Annotated in this window: 21 protein-coding genes; 13 read left to right on the forward strand and 8 right to left on the reverse strand. The window is 39.5% G+C overall.

Annotated features, from left to right (window positions below; all coding sequences use genetic code 11):
* The first annotated feature begins 680 nt into the window (after positions 1-680).
* Entirely contained in the window at positions 681-1967 is a 1287-nt protein-coding gene (gltP, locus tag WA249_RS00730; RefSeq protein WP_336165944.1) for a glutamate/aspartate:proton symporter GltP, read from the forward strand.
* A 58-nt stretch (positions 1968-2025) separates the two neighbouring features.
* Here the strand turns inward: gltP and WA249_RS00735 are convergent, their stop codons facing one another.
* From WA249_RS00735 to WA249_RS00745, 3 genes are all read right to left on the reverse strand, one after another.
* Positions 2026-3126 (reverse strand): glycosyltransferase family 4 protein, encoded by a 1101-nt coding sequence (locus WA249_RS00735; RefSeq protein ID WP_336165945.1) that lies wholly within the window; start codon positions 3124-3126, stop codon positions 2026-2028.
* Positions 3127-3394: 268 nt separating this feature from the next.
* Positions 3395-4330, reverse strand: coding sequence for an LpxL/LpxP family acyltransferase (locus tag WA249_RS00740; protein ID WP_336165947.1), 936 nt, complete (start codon positions 4328-4330; stop codon positions 3395-3397).
* A 116-nt stretch (positions 4331-4446) separates the two neighbouring features.
* Positions 4447-5079: a LysE family translocator gene (locus WA249_RS00745; RefSeq protein WP_336165948.1), complete on the reverse strand. Its 633-nt coding sequence runs from the start codon at positions 5077-5079 to the stop codon at positions 4447-4449.
* A gap of 139 nt (positions 5080-5218) precedes the next feature.
* Between WA249_RS00745 and WA249_RS00750 the strand changes: the two genes are divergently transcribed.
* Entirely contained in the window at positions 5219-6226 is a 1008-nt protein-coding gene (locus WA249_RS00750) for an acyltransferase family protein (protein WP_336165949.1), read from the forward strand.
* A gap of 18 nt (positions 6227-6244) precedes the next feature.
* Here the strand turns inward: WA249_RS00750 and WA249_RS00755 are convergent, their stop codons facing one another.
* Entirely contained in the window at positions 6245-8155 is a 1911-nt protein-coding gene (locus tag WA249_RS00755; RefSeq protein ID WP_127493218.1) for an ATP-binding cassette domain-containing protein, read from the reverse strand.
* 32 nt (positions 8156-8187) lie between these two features.
* Between WA249_RS00755 and WA249_RS00760 the strand changes: the two genes are divergently transcribed.
* Complete coding sequence (locus WA249_RS00760; RefSeq protein WP_003654743.1) at positions 8188-8433, forward strand: SlyX family protein; 246 nt, start codon at positions 8188-8190, stop codon at positions 8431-8433.
* A 54-nt stretch (positions 8434-8487) separates the two neighbouring features.
* Here the strand turns inward: WA249_RS00760 and WA249_RS00765 are convergent, their stop codons facing one another.
* Positions 8488-9498 carry a zinc-binding alcohol dehydrogenase family protein gene (locus tag WA249_RS00765; RefSeq protein WP_336165952.1) on the reverse strand — a complete coding sequence of 337 codons (1011 nt, stop codon included), beginning with the start codon at positions 9496-9498 and terminating at the stop codon, positions 8488-8490.
* 99 nt (positions 9499-9597) lie between these two features.
* Here WA249_RS00765 and WA249_RS00770 point away from each other — a divergent pair, with 99 nt between their 5' ends.
* The 10 genes from WA249_RS00770 (at position 9598) to WA249_RS00815 (ending at position 18556) form a co-directional block, all read left to right on the forward strand.
* Positions 9598-9972: a winged helix-turn-helix transcriptional regulator gene (locus WA249_RS00770; protein ID WP_336165953.1), complete on the forward strand. Its 375-nt coding sequence runs from the start codon at positions 9598-9600 to the stop codon at positions 9970-9972.
* Positions 9973-10120: 148 nt separating this feature from the next.
* Complete coding sequence (locus tag WA249_RS00775) at positions 10121-10570, forward strand: hypothetical protein (RefSeq protein ID WP_003654749.1); 450 nt, start codon at positions 10121-10123, stop codon at positions 10568-10570.
* Between the two features lie 35 nt (positions 10571-10605).
* Entirely contained in the window at positions 10606-13242 is a 2637-nt protein-coding gene (gene topA, locus WA249_RS00780) for a type I DNA topoisomerase (RefSeq protein ID WP_336165954.1), read from the forward strand.
* A gap of 88 nt (positions 13243-13330) precedes the next feature.
* Positions 13331-14089 carry a hypothetical protein gene (locus WA249_RS00785; protein WP_336165955.1) on the forward strand — a complete coding sequence of 253 codons (759 nt, stop codon included), beginning with the start codon at positions 13331-13333 and terminating at the stop codon, positions 14087-14089.
* Between the two features lie 132 nt (positions 14090-14221).
* Positions 14222-14803, forward strand: a complete 582-nt coding sequence (locus WA249_RS00790; RefSeq protein ID WP_005302107.1) for an HdeD family acid-resistance protein — start codon at positions 14222-14224, stop codon at positions 14801-14803.
* Positions 14804-14916: 113 nt separating this feature from the next.
* Positions 14917-16896, forward strand: a complete 1980-nt coding sequence (locus tag WA249_RS00795) for an ATP-dependent helicase (RefSeq protein ID WP_336166122.1) — start codon at positions 14917-14919, stop codon at positions 16894-16896.
* A gap of 72 nt (positions 16897-16968) precedes the next feature.
* Positions 16969-17208 carry an RNA recognition motif domain-containing protein gene (locus WA249_RS00800; protein WP_003654760.1) on the forward strand — a complete coding sequence of 80 codons (240 nt, stop codon included), beginning with the start codon at positions 16969-16971 and terminating at the stop codon, positions 17206-17208.
* Positions 17209-17217: 9 nt separating this feature from the next.
* Positions 17218-17580 (forward strand): ASCH domain-containing protein, encoded by a 363-nt coding sequence (locus WA249_RS00805; RefSeq protein WP_336165957.1) that lies wholly within the window; start codon positions 17218-17220, stop codon positions 17578-17580.
* An 81-nt stretch (positions 17581-17661) separates the two neighbouring features.
* Positions 17662-18165, forward strand: coding sequence for a DUF6586 family protein (locus tag WA249_RS00810; protein ID WP_004794811.1), 504 nt, complete (start codon positions 17662-17664; stop codon positions 18163-18165).
* A 112-nt stretch (positions 18166-18277) separates the two neighbouring features.
* Positions 18278-18556 carry a hypothetical protein gene (locus WA249_RS00815; protein ID WP_002114792.1) on the forward strand — a complete coding sequence of 93 codons (279 nt, stop codon included), beginning with the start codon at positions 18278-18280 and terminating at the stop codon, positions 18554-18556.
* A 35-nt stretch (positions 18557-18591) separates the two neighbouring features.
* Here WA249_RS00815 and WA249_RS00820 read toward each other — a convergent pair whose 3' ends face one another.
* The 3 genes from WA249_RS00820 to rpmB all read right to left on the reverse strand — a co-directional run bounded on the left by WA249_RS00820 (position 18592) and on the right by rpmB (position 20857).
* Positions 18592-20301, reverse strand: a complete 1710-nt coding sequence (locus WA249_RS00820; RefSeq protein WP_336165959.1) for a cation:proton antiporter — start codon at positions 20299-20301, stop codon at positions 18592-18594.
* Positions 20302-20452: 151 nt separating this feature from the next.
* Complete coding sequence (gene rpmG, locus WA249_RS00825) at positions 20453-20608, reverse strand: 50S ribosomal protein L33 (RefSeq protein WP_003654787.1); 156 nt, start codon at positions 20606-20608, stop codon at positions 20453-20455.
* Positions 20609-20620: 12 nt separating this feature from the next.
* Positions 20621-20857 (reverse strand): 50S ribosomal protein L28, encoded by a 237-nt coding sequence (gene rpmB, locus WA249_RS00830; protein ID WP_000048256.1) that lies wholly within the window; start codon positions 20855-20857, stop codon positions 20621-20623.
* Positions 20858-20995 lie beyond the last annotated feature (138 nt).

Below are 20995 nucleotides of genomic sequence, written 5' to 3' on the forward strand. Positions count from 1 at the left end.
AAGCAATATCGTACAAAGATTTGAGTCTAGGGCGAATAGGCAGAGGGTGATAAAAAACTTATTCTACATTCATCGGCACACGGAAACGGGAATGGACGATCCCACGTAAGGATACACAAAGCTGATATGGAATAGCATCATGGATAGGATGTTGGAACGGAAGCGATAAAAAGAATTATATACCCTGAAAGCACAACCTCATTTACCCGAGTTTTGCAGGACGCAGAACTCGGGTTAATATTTTATATAAACACCATTTAATTAACTGTAAATTAAAGAAATATTTTTAAGTTTATCTTAATTTTAAAATATATTTAATTATAGGTCATAGTCCATAATTTTTTTATATATATTCGAGTAGTTTTCAATGAAAATAGATACAAAAAACTTTTTTGATAAGTTTTTGTTTTTATAGATTATTGGTGAATAAATATAGGCTTTGGGCTATTTAGACATAAATTGGACTTGTTTAATTGGTAAATCTCAATAGAATGTGCCGATCGTTGACATGTTGGATCGTCAGCAGGCATTGTTGTTTACTTCGCCGGATCGGCGGGTTGTGATTTGCTTGTACATTTAAATTTCTGTTTGGAAATTATTGTACATATTGAGGTTTCACTCTTAGTTAGTGGTCTTCTCCCTCTCATATTTGATACTTTGCGGTGCATAAGGATTGTCTTATGAAGAATTTTAAATTTAGCCTTGCTTGGCAAATTTTAATTGCTTTAATCCTAGGGATAGTTGTCGGGGCTGTTTTACATAACCAGCCTGAAATCAAAGACAGTATTGTAACTAATGTTCTTACGCCACTTGGTAAGATCTTTATTAGCCTGATTAAAATGATTGTTATTCCAATCGTTTTCTCTACCTTAATTTTAGGTATTGCAGGTGTTGGCAGTACGAAAAGTTTAGGGCGACTTGGTTTTAAAACCATTCTCTATTTTGAAATTATTACCACTATTGCTATTTTGGTTGGCTTGGTTGCAGCGAATATCTTCCATCCAGGTTCAGGCATTGATATGTCTCAACTGGTTCAAACTGATATTTCTCAATACAAGCATACAACTGAAGAAGTTCAGTCACAGTCTCATGGCATCATGCAGACAATATTATCGCTTATCCCAACGAACATTATTAGTTCAATGGCGCATGGCGACATGTTACCTGTGATTTTCTTTGCTGTGTTATTTGGTATTGGTTTATCTTCATTACCAGCAACAACTAAAGATCCATTATTAAACGTATTTCATGCTGTATCGGAAACAATGTTCCGTGTGACGCACATCATCATGAAATATGCACCAGTGGGTGTATTTGGCTTAATCGCTGTAACTGTTGCAAACTTCGGCTTTGCTTCACTTATTCCATTAGGTAAGTTGGTTGTATTGGTTTACGGTGCAATTTTATTCTTTGCTATAGTGGTACTTGGTTTAACTGCAAAATTGTTCAGCATCAATATCTTTACTTTGTTTAAGATTTTGAAAGATGAACTGATCTTGGCATATTCAACTGCAAGTTCAGAAACAGTTTTACCGCGCATTATGCAAAAAATGGAAGCTTACGGTGCGCCAAAAGCAATTTCTAGTTTTGTAATTCCAACGGGTTATTCATTTAACCTTGACGGTTCTACACTTTACCAAAGTATCGCAGCAATCTTTATTGCACAGCTTTACGGTATTGAAATGTCAATTAGCCAACAGGTCATTTTAGTTGTAACTTTAATGATTACTTCTAAAGGTATTGCTGGTGTTCCTGGCGTATCGTTTGTTGTGTTATTAGCGACATTAGGTAGTGTTGGTATTCCTGTAGAAGGTTTGGCATTTATTGCTGGTGTTGACCGTATTATGGATATGGCTCGTACTGCGTTGAACGTTGTAGGTAACGCGCTTGCTGTACTTGTAATTAGTAAATGGGAAAAACAATACGACTATGAAAAAGCAGCAGCTTATGAAGCATCGCTTAAATAAATCTGACTTTTTCTTGTTGTAATAAAAAACCCGCGTTGATCGCGGGTTTTTTATGGGTTTATTTCAGTACAGATTCATATAAGGCTAGCGTCTGATCGCACATATCTTTCAAGCTAAGCATGGTGACAGGGGCAACGACTTGAGGCTGTTCAATATGCTTTTCCACAGTTTCCAGTAAAGCCTTTTCATTTCCTACTTCAACAAGACCTTGTGGATAGACATTCGATAAAATCTCGGCCACGCCTCCACGGTTCCAGCCAACGACTGGCGTACCTACTGAAAGCGCTTCTAATGCTGTTCTACCAAATGTTTCTGCCTGATTGGATAGAGAGAGCACAATGTCGCTAAAAGCGAGCCATTCACGTATATCTGAGCGATGACCGACGAAGGTAATTTTATGTGCGAGTCCTTTATTTTGAATGGTGCTTTGCAACTCGCTTAAATAGGCCTGTTTTTTTACATCGGCACCGCCAACAACCACCGCATGTAGTCGAGGATATTGTTCACCTAGTTTTTGCATCAGTTCAATTAAGCTTTCATGGCCCTTTAAGCGTGTAATACGGCCAGGCAAGCAAACTAAAAACTTATTTTCGAGTTCAGGAAAGTCATTGAAAACCTGATTAAACCATTGTGCTGATGGTTGGTAGTTATGTGGAAAAGCAGCGGGGTCAATTCCACGATAAATCCGAACAATATCTTGGGGAGGGCAGTTTTGATAATGGTCAGTAATGTACTTAACTACGCTGTCAGAAACAGCAATTACTTTCTCGGCCTGAGTCATAATTGCACTATAACGATTGACTGAATAAAAGCCATGTACCGTGCTAATGAGGTGAGGGCGTTTGTTCGCAGGTATTTTTCTTAAAGCAAAGTGAGTCAGCCAAGCAGGTACACGTGAGCGAACATGAACAATATCTGGTTGATGCTGTTCAATCAGCTGGCGTAAAGGGCGGATTTGCCACAAGCTTGAAAGTGATTTTTTATGAATTGGTAGCGTTAAGTGAGTAGAACCTTCAGCTTCGAGCTGTGAAACTAAGCGTCCGCCGTTTGAAACAACTAGTGATTGATGGCCTTGTGCAACCAGCGCACGTGCAATTTCTAGTGTGCCGCGTTCTACGCCACCGCTATTGAGTTCTGGGAGAAGTTGCATCACTTTCATTGTTTTTGCCTTTAGGTTGTAGCAAAGCGGGATCTTACGATTTTGAAGTCGAAATTTAGAGATTAACCTTCGGTTCGACCTACTTTTGTTTTGGCAAAAGTAGGCAAAACCACTCTCATCCACAAAACCTGTTCACTGCTTGTGTATATCAAATTATATCGCAGAAACAGTATCTTCACTGATTTTGGGCAGGTTGTGGATGATGTTCCCGCGAGTCATATAAATAATGTTGTGCTTACTATCAATTTAAAATTATCACAGCTTTATCTCAATAGATCTCTTCATATCCCTCAGGACGTGTTTTAAAGCGACGGTGGAACCACATATATTGAGTTGGTGCGATGCGAAGCTGATTTTCAATAATTTTATTCACGCGGGTGGCATCATCAACTTCGTCTTCACTCGGCATATTGTCGACCGCAGGTTCAATCAAGATATGATATTTAGGATTCTCTATATCGCCATGACGATAAAAATATAAAGGAACAGCGACAGCCTTAGAAATTTTTAATAAACGACGATGTGCAGTTACTGTGGCCGCAGGTACACAAAAAAATGGTGCCATAACACCTTGTTTGAGTCCGAAGTCTTGGTCGGGGCTATACCAAATTGCATCGCCATCTTTAAGGTGACGAATTAAACCACGCATATCATCATGGTCGATTTGTGCTTTATAAATCGTGCCACGGCAACGATAAATGAGCATGTCGAGCAATGGGTTATTTTGAGGTCGATAGACAACATCAGGTTCAAAATATTGAGCACAAACATAACCACCTGCATCCAGAAGCGTGCTGTGAGTACCCAGTAATAAAACGCCTTTGCCCTGAGCCTGAGCATTGCTAATGTGCTCTAAGCCTTCAATTGTGACACGGTTTTTAAACCAGCGTGGCTTGTACCATGCATTTAAGGTTTCAAACACCCCAAGCATCATATCTACAAAAACTTGTTGAGCTTGTTGCTGAACCTTATCGGCAGACCATTCAGGAAAGCAGACTTCTAAATTACGAATCGTCGTTTTACGGCGTGATTTTAGATATTTCCAAGCTAGATGAGCGACGCTCTGCGCCAAACGCCATTGTATCGCCCATGGCAAAATAGCCAAAAGCATTAAAAAGACAATAGCAATCCAAACACCCCAATATTTAGGCAATAAAAAGGACCATTGAAATTCACCGGGCGTATAGGGCTGCTTTTGGCTCATAACGATATAAAGAGTTCAGAAAGTTAAAACTGGCAAAAGTGTATCACGAACTGAATTTATCGTCGTAATACACTGTTCAATTGAGTGTTAAGAGAGGATGAAATAAGAAGGTAGAGTTATCGGCGATTTTCTAAAAGAATTTTAACAGCGAGTCCGGCCAATACAGTGCCCATGAGCCAGCGTTGTATATTCGCCCAAAGAGGTTTTTGTTGTAGAAAAAGGGCAATACTACCTGCAGAAAACACAATAAGTGCATTTACTGAAACACTAACAAATATTTGTATCGTCCCGAGTTGAATAGACTGCGCTAAAATACTGCCTTGTTGTGGATGAATAAACTGTGGCAGTAAAGATAAATACATAATCGCAATTTTTGGATTAAGCAAGTTGGTCGCAAAACCCATTAAAAATAGTTTAGCTGGGGAGTCTACTGATAAATCTTTTACATTAAAAATAGGGGCTGCATTTGGACGTAATGCTTTCCATGCAAGCCAGAGTAAATAGATGGCCCCTACAATACGAATGGTGTCATAAGCAAAAGGAACGGCGACAACAAGTGCTGTGATCCCGAAAGAAGCGCATAGCATGTAAAATACAAAACCAACAGCGACACCGGCCAGTGAAATAAATCCTGCGATTTTGCCCTGACTAATGGAACGAGAGATGAGATAAATCATGTTGGGGCCAGGGGTGAGAACCATCGCCAAACAAATGAGTCCGAATGCTAAAATTTGAGAGAGATCTAGCATGGAAATATCCTTAAATATTATTATGCTTATAGATATATCATAATTATTTTGTATACAGCGAAACTTTATTCATTGTCTTTTTAAATCAAAAATAAAAATAATTAAGTATGATATGAATAACCTGAATTCATAGAAATTTATGAGAAATCTCCATATTGATGTCACCAAGGGTGTCTTAATTTTTTTGGTTGTATTAGGTCATTACCTTGAAAGGCTGATTGGCTGGAATGAACCTATAAATCAAGCGATTTTAGGGGGCATTTACTTTGTTCATATGCCAGCTTTTATTTTTATCTCGGGCATGTTTTTTAAAGAAGAAAAAATATTAGAAAAGTTAATTTACTTTTTATCCTTATATTTACCTTTTCAAATTTTATTTCAATTGCTTGATGCTTTCTATAACGGAAGTTTATGGAACTGGTCGTTTCATTGGGTATGGTTTGCTAGACCTTACTGGGTATTGTGGTATTTATTCAGTATGATGGCTTGGACAATTCTTACTTTTTTATTGAAAAAGACAGCTTATCCAGTTCTATTTTCTCTTATTTTAGCTTTACTTATCGGTTGTTCACCCATCAATAATTACAACTATTCGATTGGCCGAGTTTTTGTTTTTCTGCCTTTTTTTATGATTGGGGCTATCTATGGTAGAACCATTTTTCAGTATATTCTACAGTTGCCTTATGCAAAGTTATTTGCCGTTATCACATTATTAATAATTACTGCTGTAGCAGCTATAAGTCATTATAGTTATTACTGGTTATTTGGTAGTTTGTCATATCGACAGTTACATGTAGATCTATGGCAAGGGATGCTGATTCGCAGTGTAATCATGTTGCTATCGGTTATGGGGATTCTGAGTTTATTCGTATTGACTCAAAACTTTAAAAAACCTTGGATTAGTTTAGGCCAAAAAACTCTGCCAGTTTATGTATTGCATGGTTTTGTAATTATTGTATTGGCCCATCAATTAAGCTTTAAATATTCGGTAGAGATAAATATTTTCATCAGTTTTGTCTTGGCTATCATGACTTGTATGGTTTTGCAGTTACAGATATTTGAACGTTTAATTCGCGTCATCTCTCTATTTGTTTATAAGCCTTTTGTAAAATTATTAGAACTTTTTGATCGAAAAAAGGGGCTTTAATTAAAGCCCCTTTTATTATTAATTGCCTTTGCTCATTTGTTCAAGCACGTCCCAACGTTCCAATTTTTCAAGTAATAACTCGTCAATTTCTGTAAGGCGTTGGCTTGCTTTTGTTGCTGCATCAGCATCTTTAATAAACCATGAACCATCTGCAAGTTTCTCAGAAAGTTCTGCTTGCTCTTTTTCTAAGTTTTCAATTTCAGCGGGTAATTGTTCAAGTTCACGCTGATCTTTATAACTCAGTTTGACCTTTTTAACGGTACTTTGGGCAGCAGCTTTATCTGCTTCAGCTTTTGCCTGAGCTTTTTTAACGTCAGATTTCTGATCGACTACTTTGTCATCTGGACGTTGCTGCAAATAGTCTTGGTAGCCACCGATGTACTCAGCAATATTGCCTTTACCATCAAATACCCATGTAGATGTTACTACGTTATCCATAAACGCACGGTCATGGCTGATGAGAAGTAAGGTACCTTTGTAATCAGACAACATTTCTTCAAGTAGCTCAAGAGTCACCATATCCAAGTCATTGGTTGGTTCATCCATTACAATCAGATTTGACGGTTTGAGTAGCAATTTAGCCAGTAAGATTCGATTTCGTTCACCACCAGAAAGCGCTTTTACCGGAGTACGGGCACGTTCAGGTGAAAATAAGAAGTCTTGTAAATAGCTGTAGATATGACGACGGTTGCCATTTACATCAACGAAGTCAGAGCCTTCTGAAACGTTTGCCATGACTGTTTTTTCAAGGTCTAAGGCATTACGTAATTGGTCAAAATAGGCAACTTCTAACTGTGTGCCTGTTTTAACTGAACCGCCATGTTCGAGTTCACCTAAAATGGCTTTAATCAATGTCGTTTTACCAACGCCGTTATCGCCTACCAAGCCAATACGATCGCCACGCATAACAAGGGTAGAGAAATCTTTGATCAGTAAATTGTCATCGTAAGCGACACTTAAATGTTCGATATCAAATACTAATTTACCCGAACGATTCGCATCTTGAGTTGCCATACTCACTTTGCCTTGTTGTGAGCGACGTGCTTTCGATTCTTCACGTAAATCTTTTAAAGCACGAACACGGCCTTCATTACGCGTACGACGTGCTTTAATCCCTTGGCGAATCCAAGCTTCTTCTTCAGCTAACTTTTTATCAAATAAAGCATTCTGTTTTTCTTCTGCTTCCATTTGCTGAGCTTTGAGTTCTAAATAGCGTGAATAATTGCCTTCATAACCTCGTAGAATACCGCGATCAAGTTCCACGATTCGAGTTGCAATGCTATCTACAAATGAACGGTCATGCGAAATAAATAGAAGCGTTAAATTATTTTGATCGAGTAAGAATTTTTCTAACCATTCAATACTTTCAACATCTAAATGGTTCGTTGGTTCGTCTAGAAGTAATACGTCTGGCTGTGTTAAAAGAGCGCGTGCGAGCAAAACACGGCGTTTACGTCCACCTGACAGGTCTGCTAAGTCTGCATTTGGATCAAGTCCCATTTTACTTAAAAGAGCATTTACTTTATTTTCTAGTGCCCAACCATCTAGCTGGTCTAGCTTATGCTGAAGGTTACCCATACGGTCACAGGCTTCCATATCTCCTAGCATACAAGCGTCAGTCGCTTCATGATACGCTCTGAGTACTTCTGAAGCTTCTCCTGCACCATCTGCCACAATGTCAGCTACTTTGCCAGAGTCCATTGGAACGTCTTGGGCTAACATTGAAACAGTTAGACCATTTTGAATGGAAACTTCACCAGAATCTGGTAATAGGCTTCCCTCGATCAGTTTAAGTAAAGTAGACTTACCTTCACCATTACGACCAATTAAACAGACTCGTTCGCCACGTTCTAGATTAAAGTTCGCGCCATCGAGCAGGGCAGGTCCGCCAAAAGCAAGTTGGACATCCCTTAGGGTAATATAGGCCATAATGTTTTCCAGAATCTCAAATGAGGATTTAAATGACTAAACCACCATATCATGATGATCAAGCGTCATTGTCCGCACCCATTGAAGATTTGCAAGTGCGAATTACATTTTTGGATGATTTAGTTGAAGAATTAAATCAACAACTCGCTATTCAGACTCAAGAAATAGCTGATTTAAAAAAACAAATGCAATTTCTTTATCAACGTATGGAATCATCGGATTTATCAGAAGGGATTGCCGCTTTTGACCCGTTAACCAATAAACCTCCCCACTATTAATAAAATGGCAAGTTCAATACTTGCCATTTTATTAGGGGTATTTATGGATTTTGCTTAAAAACCATGCAATACAATTTTCCCTTTTGTCATACCACTTTCAATTTGTTGGTGAGCCAGTTTTAGGTTTTGAGCATTAATTGGGCTTAAAATTTGCGAAACAGTTGTCTTGATTTTTCCTTCGTCAACCAGTTTGCTGACTTCATTTAATAGTTCACTTTGCTTTTCCATATCTTCAGTCTGGAACATTGAACGTGTAAACATAAATTCCCAATGCACCGATACAGACTTCGATTTAAAAGGCTTAATATCTAACTGTGCGGGGTCATCAATTAATCCAAAATGACCTTGCGGCGCAATTAACTCTACGATATCTAATAAATGTTGATCTGTTTGGGTAGTCGAGAATACATATAAAGGTGCAGTTAAGCCTAATTGCTTGATTTGTGCTGGTAAAGTTTGACGATGATCTAATACATAGTCAGCACCAAGTTGCTTAACCCATTCTTTAGTTTCTGCTCGTGAAGCTGTCGTAATAATCGTGAGGTTAGTCAACTGCTTGAGTAGCTGAATTGTGATTGAGCCTACTCCACCAGCTCCGCCAATCACTAATATAGATGTATTTTCTGGGGCAACTTTGGGTACTTGTAACCGATCAAATAACATTTCCCATGCTGTGATAGCAGTTAGAGGAAGAGCAGCAGATTCCGTTGTTTCTAAAGTTTTTGGTTTATGACCCACAATGCGTTCATCAACCAACTGTAATTCACTATTACTGCCTTGACGATTGAGTGCGCCTGCATACCAGACTTCATCTCCGACTTTAAATTGAGACACTTGATCTCCAATTGATTCAACGACACCTACTGCATCCCAACCAAGAGTCTTCCATTGATTATTTTCAGGGTTTACGTTGTTACGAATTTTTGTATCTACGGGATTAACTGAAATCGCCTGAACACGAACAAGTAAATCATGGCCTTTTGCCACGGGAGTGTCGAGTTCAATACCAACGAGTGCCTCCGGCGATGTAATGGGGCCTGCTTTTTGATATGCCACAGCTTTCATAATCATAATTCCTCTTGTTGGGAGTTTGATCATAACGTAAGCTTAAATTTGGTGACTACAGACAAATAACGCTCATAGTGTCAAAAAGGATACTGTAAAATGGCAAAATTACGACATTCAAGTTTTGACTGTTCTCCGGGTTGTTCAGTTGAGGCAGCCATTAGTTTGATTGACGGAAAGTGGAAATGCGTCATTCTTTGGCATTTATTTAATGAAGGCACCTTACGGTTTAATGAAATTCGAAAGCGTGTTCCGAGCATTACCCAAAGAATGCTGACAAATCAGTTACGTGAGTTAGAGCAAGACGGAATTATTCATCGGGAAGTTTATCCTCAGGTTCCGCCTAAAGTGGAATATTGCCTGACTGAATTAGGTCAAAGTCTTGAGCAAATTTTATTTGCTTTAAAACTGTGGGGGGATGCCCATATCGACCAATTTGGAAAGTTGACACTTGTTGATGGTCAGAACTCTTAAATATATTTGAGTGACAACATTGCAATTTGCACTGTGAAATACTGATATTTTGGGTCTTGCGATCTTATCGGGCATTATTTGTATGATGTAACTTGCGTTTTCTGGTCAGCTTATGCAACTCTAATAAAAGAGATTAATAGGTTTTGCTATGGACAATATGGGAATTTGGGTTACCGTTATCATTGTTCTTTTCGTACTAGGCTCCATTTTTGGTTTAAGAGTGAGCCCACGTGAAAAGGCACTTGGTATTATGCGAGATAAAGCCCGTAAAATAGGGTTGCATCCACGTGTAATTGTTGCACCTGAATGGACACATGTCCCAATGGCCACTGAAAAACGTGCCAGCATGGTTGCTTATTATAGTGTATTGATTCCCGATGCCCGTTTATCTTTAATGCGTGCTCGCGTTATAGACGGCAAGTTAAAAGTAATTCAGGGTGATGAGAAATTTAATGATTCTCCCATTGCATTAAAAGGGATTTATGCTATTGATATGCAGGCAAACTGTGTAGGGCTTTATTGGGATGAGGAATCAGACCTGAGAGCAACACAATTAGATGAGATGAAGGCATATCTGTTGGCCTTGGCTAAAGCCTGATTTTTAAATTTATTGGTATAGGAATAACATTTTATATGGCGAATACCTCGCGCTCTGCATCTCAAAGCACAGCATCTACTGCACCTGCTGCACCTAAACGTGCCTTAGTGATTGTGGAGTCGCCTGCCAAAGCGAAAACCATCAATAAATATTTGGGTTCGCAATTCATTGTAAAGTCTTCTGTAGGTCACGTACGTGACTTGCCAACAGGTGGCAGTAAATCAACAGAGAAAAAGCCGGCTGCCCGGACTAAACTCACCGAAGCCGAAAAAGAACAAAAAGCTAGTCAGGCTTTAGTTAATCGTATGGGCGTTGATCCTGAACATGGTTGGGAAGCTCACTACGAAGTTCTGCCTGGTAAAGAAAATGTTGTAGCTGAACTCAAAAAACTCGCCAAAGATGCCGATGCAATCTATCTCGCAACGGACTTGGATAGAGAAGGGGAAGCCATTGCTTGGCACTTAAGAGAAGTTATCGGTGGTGATGACAGCCGTTATCATCGCGTGGTATTTAACGAAATCACCAAAAATGCCATTCAAGAAGCATTTAAACAGCCAACACGCCTAGATTTAAATCGTGTGAATGCTCAGCAAGCACGCCGTTTCTTAGACCGTGTCGTGGGCTTTATGGTTTCGCCGTTACTTTGGGAAAAAATTGCCCGTGGTTTATCAGCTGGACGTGTGCAGTCAGTAGCAGTAAAACTGGTTGTAGAGCGTGAGCGAGAAATTCGTGCTTTTATTCCAGAAGAATATTGGCAAGTTTTTGCAGATACTCAGTCTAAAAAAGATGATATTCGTCTTGAAGCATTTAGACAGGCTGGTAAAACCCTTAAACTGAAAAATAAAGCTGAAACTGATGCTTTATTAGATGTTTTAAAAGGTGCTGAATATAAAGTTGCACAGCGTGAAGATAAACCAACTAAGGTCAATCCAAGTGCACCTTACATTACTTCAACTCTGCAACAGGCTGCGAGTACACGTTTAGGCTTTTCTGTGAAGAAAACCATGATGTTGGCTCAGCGTTTATATGAAGCTGGTTTTATTACCTATATGCGTACGGACTCAACATTCTTGAGTGATGATGCAGTAAGCATGGTACGTGCGCATATTGAAAGCCAATATGGTGAAAAATATATACCGGCAAAGCCAAACCGCTATGGGAACAAAGCGGGTGCTCAAGAAGCCCATGAGGCGATTCGTCCGTCAAATGTTGCGCTTAGTGGCGATCAACTTGCGGGTGTAGAGCGTGATGCTCAACGCCTATATGATTTGATCTGGCGTCAGTTTGTTGCGTGTCAAATGACACCAGCAGAATATTTATCTTCTACTTTAATTGTTGAAGCAGCGAATGTTGAGTTAAAGGCGAAAGGCCGTACGCTTGTATTTGAAGGCTTCACTAAAGTACGTGGCGCGAATAAGTCAGATGACGATATTATTTTACCTGCAATTAAAGTAGGCGAAATTTTAAAATTAGAAAAGTTAGATCCAAGTCAGCACTTTACTAAACCACCTGCACGTTTTACTGAAGCATCTTTAGTTAAAGAGCTTGAAAAACGTAGTATTGGCCGTCCTTCGACCTATGCAGCGATTATTTCTACCATTCAGGAACGTGGTTACGTTAAGTTAGAAAACCGTCGTCTTTTCGCCGAAAAAATGGGTGAAATTGTGACGGATCGTTTGGATGAAAGTTTTAATAACCTGATGAATTATGCCTTTACGGCAGACCTCGAAGGTCAGCTTGATAAGGTCGCAACGGGTGAGCGTAACTGGAAAGAGTTACTAGACACTTTCTATGGTGACTTTAAGAAACGCCTAACCAATGCTCAGGGTGAGCAGGGAATGCGCCGTAATCAACCAGTTGAAGTACCAGCAGTACATTGCCCTGAATGCTCACGTCCAATGCAGATTCGTACAGGTACAACGGGTGTGTTCTTAGGTTGTTCTGGCTATAACTTGCCGCCTAAAGAACGTTGCAAAGGTACACTGAACTTAACACCTGTTGAGTCTTTGGCTGCGCTATCTGACGATGATGGTGCTGAAACCGCGGACTTGATGTCTAAGCATCGCTGTGAAAAATGTGGCACTGCCATGGACAGCTATGTGATTGATGGTGGTCGTAAACTGCACGTATGTGGCAACAATCCTGACTGCGATGGTTTTGAGCTTGAAGAAGGTGAGTTCAAGATTAAGGGTTATGATGGCCCAACGATTCCATGTGATAAATGTGACGGTGAGATGCAGCTTAAGACTGGTCGTTTTGGCCCGTATTTCGCTTGTACAAGCTGTGACAATACCCGTAAAGTCTTGAAGAGTGGTCAACCTGCACCTCCACGTGTAGAACCGATCAAGATGGAACACCTACGTTCAGCGAAACATGATGACTTCTTTGTGTTGCGTGATGGAGCAGCTGGTCTATTTTTGGCAGCGAGTAAGTTCCCGAAAATTCGTGAAACACGTGCGCCGAAAGTTGCAGAGTTACGTAGTGTGGCAGCTCAGCTTGATCCAAAATATCAATTTATTTTACAAGCGCCAGATGTAGACCCTGAAGGTAATCCAACAATTGTGAAATTCAGTCGTAAGAATCAATCACAATATGTCGGTTCAGAAACCCCTGAAGGTAAACAAACTAAATGGAGCCTAATTTATCAAGATGGTAAATGGGTTGAGGGCTAATCAAGTCCAACATAAAAAATGCTAGCTCAGCTAGCATTTTTTATGTCTAAAACAATAAAAGAAAATTTTAATTTTATGGGGAATAAGAATGTGGAAAAACATTCGGGTTTTATGCTTATTAATTATTTTATTGATTGTTGCTGTTCAAGCATGGCGAGATCAAAATCAAGATTGGAATCGGTCAGTTGTAGTTGTTTTACATCCAGTTAATGCAGATGGTTTAGAGACAACACAGACCTATATTCATCAGTTGAAAAACGAAGATTTTTGGGCAATCAGAAACTATTTACGTGAGTGGTCACAGCATTATCGCGGGCAATCAGGAAACTTCGAAATTCGCTTAGGACAACAGTTGCAGCAACGACCACCTGAGGTTCCTGAAAATGCCAATATCTTGCATGTTATTTGGTGGAGCTTAAAATTTCGTTTCTATGCATGGCAATTAAAACAACCCGAGGATAGTGGAGCCTCACTCAAACTTTACTTAAATTATTATGATCCGAATTATCAGAAAGTCTTGATCCATTCGACTGCTTTAGAAAGAGGTCGTATTGGTAGTGTGAATTTATTTGCGAACAAAACACAAGCTTCACAAAATCAAGTCGTCATCGTTCATGAGCTTTTACATGGCTTTGGAGCACAAGATAAATATGATTTAAAAACAGGACAGCCGATTTATCCTCTAGGTTATGCCCAACCTGAAAAAGTGCCTCTATATCCACAAACTGATGCCGAAATCATGGGTGGTCGAACGGCTTTGTCCGAGCAGAGTAGTAAAATGCCGAATGGCTTACATGAAACAATAATAGGTTTACCTACAGCTCAAGAAATTGGTTGGGTGAAATAAAACTGTGGATAAATACTGCTTTATCCACATCAATTGTTAAGAAACGATGCAGATTTTATACAGACAAAAAATGTGAAGTGCATCACTATTATTAGGTAGATGAAATTCTAATACCTGATAATAAGAGTAGCCATGATCATGATGAAAACTGTAGGTAATGATTTAGTACGTAATCAGTTACATGCTGACCGTAAATGGTATTTGATATTGGGCTTTGTGCTTATTGGTTTTGGCCTGATTTTATTTAGTTCATTACCATTTGCGACCTTTTCTGTCGTTTTTTTATTTGGAATACTCATGATGGTCGGCGGTGTTTTGCATCTCGTCGCGGCTATGAGTGTTTTTAAAGGCGCAAGCCGATGGTTATGGGCACTGTTTGGTGTGCTTTATTTAATGGCTGGTTATTATGCGTTTTCTACTCCAGTTACTACAGCAGTAGTGCTGACTAGTCTATTATCTATAGCGCTGATCATTGCTGGTGCTATCCGTACTATAAATGCAATTTTACTTAAGCCTATTACAGGATGGGGCTGGACCTTGTTTTCAGGACTGCTCACCTTATTTACAGGTATTTTAATTTTGGTTTCTAAAGATTCACCTTTTTGGGTGCTGGGAATGTTCCTTGCTGTTGATATCTTATTTCAGGGAATTAACTTCCTTGGTTTAGCTTCAGCCATCAAACATCTTCCATCTAGTTCAAAAACAGTATCTTAAAAATAATATCGACTCAAAGAGCACTTTAAGTGCTCTTTTTGTTTTTAGGACAGGCAGACCCATCTTTGCTGGGCTCTGTTAAACTATGCCTTGGTGTGTTAGCGATATGTGTTATGAGTCTTGCAAAATTAATTAATGAACTAAATGCTCAGCAAAAAAAAGCAGCAACAACGTCTGCGCAGAACTGTTTAGTTTTGGCGGGTGCTGGTTGTGGCAAGACTAAAACGATTGTTGCTCGTGCTGCCTATTTAATTGATCAAGGCTTACCAGCGAACCAAATTCAGATTTTAACTTTTACTCGACGTGCTGCTAGTGAGATTGTTGCAAGAGTAGAGCAACATGTGGGAGCACAGGCCAAGGGTCTGAGAGCTTCAACTTTTCATACTTTTTGTATGTATTTGCTACGCCGTAACCCACAAGCTTTTGGGTTAAATCAATTTAGTATTATTGATCGTGATGATCAGTTGCTTATGTTTCGTTTATTAAGAGGCAAAGATAAAGATAATGTCTTGCCTAAAGCCGCAGAGCTGTGTGATTTATATTCTTATGCGAGAAATACTCAAACAAAGCTTTCTGAGGCATTAATTAAACAGCTTCCAGATGCATATGAGCATAAGGCTCAAATTGCAGATTTAATGAAAACCTATGAACAACGTAAAAGAGAACGTAATTTTTTAGATTACGACGATATTTTATCAATTGTGGCTGTCCATTTACAAAATTCAGAAGCATTAACGAATTGGGTAGCAGGTTTTTGTCAGGCATTGCTAGTTGATGAAATGCAAGATACCAATCCTTTGCAATGGGCTTTATTGCAGCCCTTGATTGGCAAAGTGAAGCTGTTTTGTGTTGGTGATGATGCCCAGTCGATTTATGGTTTTCGCGGTGCAGATTTTGAAAATATCCATTCTTTTAAAGAGCGGATACCTGACGCAGTTATTCATACACTGGATTTAAATTACCGCTCGACTCAAGAAATCCTTGATTTATCAAACTGGTTATTGGCACACAGTCCAATTGATTATCAAAAACAGCTGCAAGCACATCGTGGGCAAGGGCAAAAGCCTCAGCTACACCTATTTGGTAATGAGTATGAAGAAGCAAACTGGATTGCACAGGACTTAATAACGCGACATCAGCAAGGTGCAAGCTGGCACGACCATATGATTTTGGTGCGTTCAGGTTATAGTGCACGATATCTGGAAGGGGCTTTTATTGCTGCTGAACTACCTTACCGTTTTATTGGTGGTGTAAAACTTCTTGAGTCTGCACATGTGAAAGATGTGCTTAGCCTGCTACGTATTGTGAGCAATCCTCACGATGATTTGGCGTGGATGCGTTTCTTAACTTTGTGGGATGGTATTGGTGATGTTGGTGCGAGTAAGCTCGCTCAAGATCTGATGGGAATTGCTGATGTTGAGGAGCGCTGTAACCGTCTAGAACGTCATGGCAAAGTCCCTTTGCAAGCGATTTTAATTTTAAAACAGCTAGATGTATTACAGCAGCATGTTGAAGCAAGTATTGGCTTGGCACTCGATGCTTTAGGTGAACAACTTGAGCAAAATTATAAAACTAAAGATTGGTCACGCCGCTTAAAAGACTTTGATTTGGTCAAGCAACTTGCGCGTAAACATGCATCGTTAGGTGAGTTCCTTGAAGAGTATGTGCTTGAACCTATTTCAGTTTCTGAAATTGAAAAAGCAGCTGATCAGGATTTAGTGACTTTAATTACGATTCATTCAGCTAAAGGTGCTGAGCAGAAAGTCTGTTATGTACCTCATGTATCACCAAATCAATATCCTTATGCAAGAGCGCAAGGCGATTTTGATGACGTCGAGGAAGAGCGCCGTGTATTGTATGTTGCATTAACACGTGCAGAAAATGAATTAATTTTGACTAAGCAAAACCTCAATACATGGTCAGAAGACAATTATGACGAACAAGGTCGTAAAATCGAAAGTTATTTCCTAAATGATCTTCCTTCACATTTAGTTCAGGCAAAGATTCATAGGCAAGTACCTCAGCCATTTGCTAAAAAGCAATGGAACCGTTCACCTGCAGTAAATTTAGGTTTTGGTATCGATCTAGATTAAACTACTGTATAAGACACTGTGATTACTTAAATATATTGGCTGCTCCCTTTAATTGCCAATTAAGGTTAGAAAATGAAGATATTAGTTCGTAATTTAGATCGTGCTGTGAGTGAAACTGAAATTTTAGAGTTATTCAAAGCATTTGGTAAAGTTGAAACATGTGTTCTTGTTACTGATAAAGACACTGGCAAATCAAAAGGTTTTGGTTTTGTTGAAATGCCTAACCCACGTGAAGCAATTAAGGCAATTAAAGGCTTGAACCTGCTTAAAGTTAAAGGCAATGGAATTCGTGTTAAAGCAGCTGAAGAATAAGTCTTCAGTGTGAAAAGACAGTTTTTAGCTCTTTCGATTGTAACGCCAAATGGCACTCGTATCGCTGAAGGTATCAAAACACTTGAAGTGCGTTCATGGGTACCTACAAAACTGCCAATCAAAGATCTATTAATTGTCGAGAACCAAAATTTTTTGGTTAAAGATACTGATGAAGAAGAGGGAGTTGCTGTCGCTTTGGTTGATGTCGACTCTATTCATGCTTGGCGAAATGATGAAATTAAGCCAGCATGTGCAACTGCTTGGGACGAAGGGTATTTTGCTTGGGTTTTAAGTAATGTTCGTCCTATAAAGCAGCCACTAAAAGTTTTAGCGAAACGTAAAATTTATCAAGTTGAGCTGGATTTACCATAAATAACGTTGATTTTATTAATGGAGTCGTTAAGCTAAAGAATAGCTGTTGCAATAGCGATTTTAGAACAGGAAAGTTTAGTTATGTCACGTGTTGCTCGTTATCATGCCGATCGTACCAATCAGAAGCTCTATTTTGCGCGCTTAGCGTGTCAACAGGCAGAACAGACCGATCATGTGCAGCAGATACAAGCCTATCGTGAAGCAGCTGTGTTTCATTTACATGGCGCAATGTTAGCTTTCTTACAAGAACTCGTACGTTATTACCGTTTAAATGAATTGCAACCCACTTTAAAATCTATTGAAGAACATATGGCGGCAAAAGGACAAGTTTCTCCAGAAGTGTCCGTTTTGCAACAATTGGCGAAAGATGGTTTTGTTGCAGAGCTCAAAAGAGCTTACCGTATGTGTCAATATGCACCAGAACCTAAAGAGCCGACCCCAGAAGAAGAAACATCTTCTAATCTCATTATCAAAGTGACTCAAGGTCCTCAATCTTGGTTGCCAGATGTTAAGATTTTGCGTGAATGGCATCGCGAATTAAGCCATTTAATTGATGGTTTTCGTAATGAAATGGTCGAGTTCTAAAATTAAACTGCTTAGATGCTTGAAATTTAATCCGGGTGTGCCTATATAAATAAGACAAGAGATGCAAAGTGCAAGGGTGCTTTGCCACCATGTTGAAACATGGAGGAAATATATGTCTATACAGCAATTGAAAGAGTTATTTGGAAATCAAGAAGCCGTTTTGGAATTAGTCCAACTCGAAGGTGGCGAACTCGCCTTGCGTAATGCAGGTTCTGAGAATGAACCCTTGGTTAAAATTCAATTTAGCGATGAAGTAAAAGCAATCTTGGGTGAGCAAACTCCAGTTGTTGCTCAGCATATGATTCAGGCTGCACTATTTGGACTGCTCGAAAAGCAGGTAAATGAATGGCAGGCTGAGGTACTAGACGAACAGCCTAAATTCTTGAGTTAAAAAAAGCGTACTCTTGAGTACGCTTTTTATATGGGTTAATGAATAGTTGACTGATGGGCGAGCTCGATCTGATTTAATATATGATGGCTCATATTCTTTGCCATTTCCTCTTTGGCATAGAACACTTCACCAATATTTTCATCTCTGATCACCGCGGCTTCTTCTTTACTTTCTGCGCAAATTAACACCTGAATTTGAGGGTTTAATTGCTTAGCAATCGCCACAATACGGTGAATATCTAAAATATCCATAGGTGAGATCACCAAGAGTCTTGCATGCATGATATGTGCTTGAATTAAAACACCTGGTTCGGTTGCAACACCACTCACAGCAGCAATATTTGATTGACGTAGCTTTTCTACGATTTCACGATTCTCTTCGGCAATAACGACTTTAATATTTTCATTAATTAAATTTTCAGTGATACGTCGTCCCACACCGCCATATCCAACAATGACAACCTGATCGCGTAAGTAAGCCTGATCAACTTCATCGGGTAACATGGCTAATGGGTCACCACTACGTTCAAGAAGTCGGGCTAAGTGAGAACGCTCACGAATCCAGCGTTGTACAGGCTCAATGGCAGAGAAGATGAAAGAGTTGAGTGTTATTGAAAATAAAGCACCAGCTAAAATCAGATTTTGTGCTTCTAAAGTTAATAAACCTAATGAGACGCCGAGAGTCGCTAAAATAAATGAGAATTCACCAATTTGGGCTAAACTCGCGCCAACTGTAAGCGCTGTATTAAGTGGATAGCGAAAGAATAAAACCAAAGCCATTGCAGCAACTGTTTTACCTACCATAATAATGGCAATAACGGCCAAAATATGGAGTGGACGTTCAACCAGAATATGTGGATCAAACAGCATGCCTACAGACACGAAAAACAGAATTGAGAAAATTTCACGTAATGGAAGTGTTTCTTCTTCTGCACGGTGGCTAAAGTCTGATTCTTTAACAACCATCCCCGCAAAGAAAGCCCCTAATGCCATTGAAACCCCAAAAATGGCGTACGATCCATAAGCAATTGAAACAGCAGCAGCAACAACAGTAAGGGTGAATAACTCTCTTGAACCTAAACGAGCAACAAACTGCATAATAATAGGGACAACACGTTTACCTACAATCAGCATAAAGGCAATAAAGCCAACTACTTTTAATAAAGTGAGCCCAAGGGTTAACCAGATATTGCCATCTGCACCTTGTGGTGCTTTTCCGCCGAGTAAAACTGCTGTAGCTGGAAGGAGTACTAAAACAAGTACCATCACTAAATCTTCGACTAACAGCCAACCCACCGCAATTTTGCCGTTGACTGAGTCTAAAAGACCTCTGTCTCCTAAAGCTTTTAATAATACAACAGTACTCGCACACGACAGGCTTAAGCCAAAAACGAGTGCAGAACCAAAGCTCCATCCCCAGAGCATGGATACGCCAACTCCTAATAGAGTGGCGACCGCAATTTGTAAAATCGCGCCTGGTACAGCAATACGCCGAACCAGCAGCAAGTCATTTAATGAAAAGTGCATCCCTACACCAAACATCAGGAACATGACCCCGAGTTCTGCAAGCTGGTTAGCAAGATGAATATCTGCTTCTATGCCGGGTGTATTCGGGCTAATAATAATTCCGGCAATTAAATAGCCGATAAGAGGAGGAAGTCGTAATCGGGCTGCAATATAACCAAAAAAGAGGGCAACACCGAAACCAACAGCAAGTAAAACAATTAAATCTACGTCATGCGGCACTAAAAACTCCTTTTACGTGAGTTAGGCTAAAGACAAGCATAAAAAATGCCAAGGCGAAATATGTGGAAAGTTTAACAAAAAAAAGCGAGCTATAAAAAAAATGCAAAAAAAAACGACTTCATTGTGAAGTCGTTTTTTTTCGAGGCTAAAATTATTTGATTTTAGCTTCTTTGAAAATCACGTGTTGACGGATTTTTGGATCAAATTTTTTGATTTCCATTTTTTCCGGCATAGTACGTTTGTTTTTAGTCGTGGTATAGAAATAACCTGTACCAGCTGTAGAAACGAGACGAATCTTATCACGCATTGTTCAGACTCCTTAGATCTTTTGACCTTGAGCACGAAGGTCTGCAACAACCTTTTCGATACCCAATTTGTCAATAATACGCATACCTTTAGTGGTTAAACGAAGACGTACAAAACGTTTTTCGCTTTCTAACCAGAAACGGTGGTGGTGCAGGTTCGGCTCGAACCGGCGCTTGGTTTTGTTGTTGGCGTGTGAGACGTTGTTACCAACGACTGGACGCTTGCCGGTAACTTGGCAAACCTTAGACATGGTGTAACTCCATTGATTCAGCCAACAGCAAATCTGTGGCCAGTCATACTAAATGTAAACGGATGAATTCATTCAAGGGGCGTTTTATACCAAAAATACGATTAAAAGACAAGCGGAATTGGTAAAAACGAGGCATGA

The sequence above is a fragment of the Acinetobacter sp. 161(2023) genome (assembly GCF_037027805.1).
Classification (GTDB): Bacteria; Pseudomonadota; Gammaproteobacteria; order Pseudomonadales; family Moraxellaceae; genus Acinetobacter.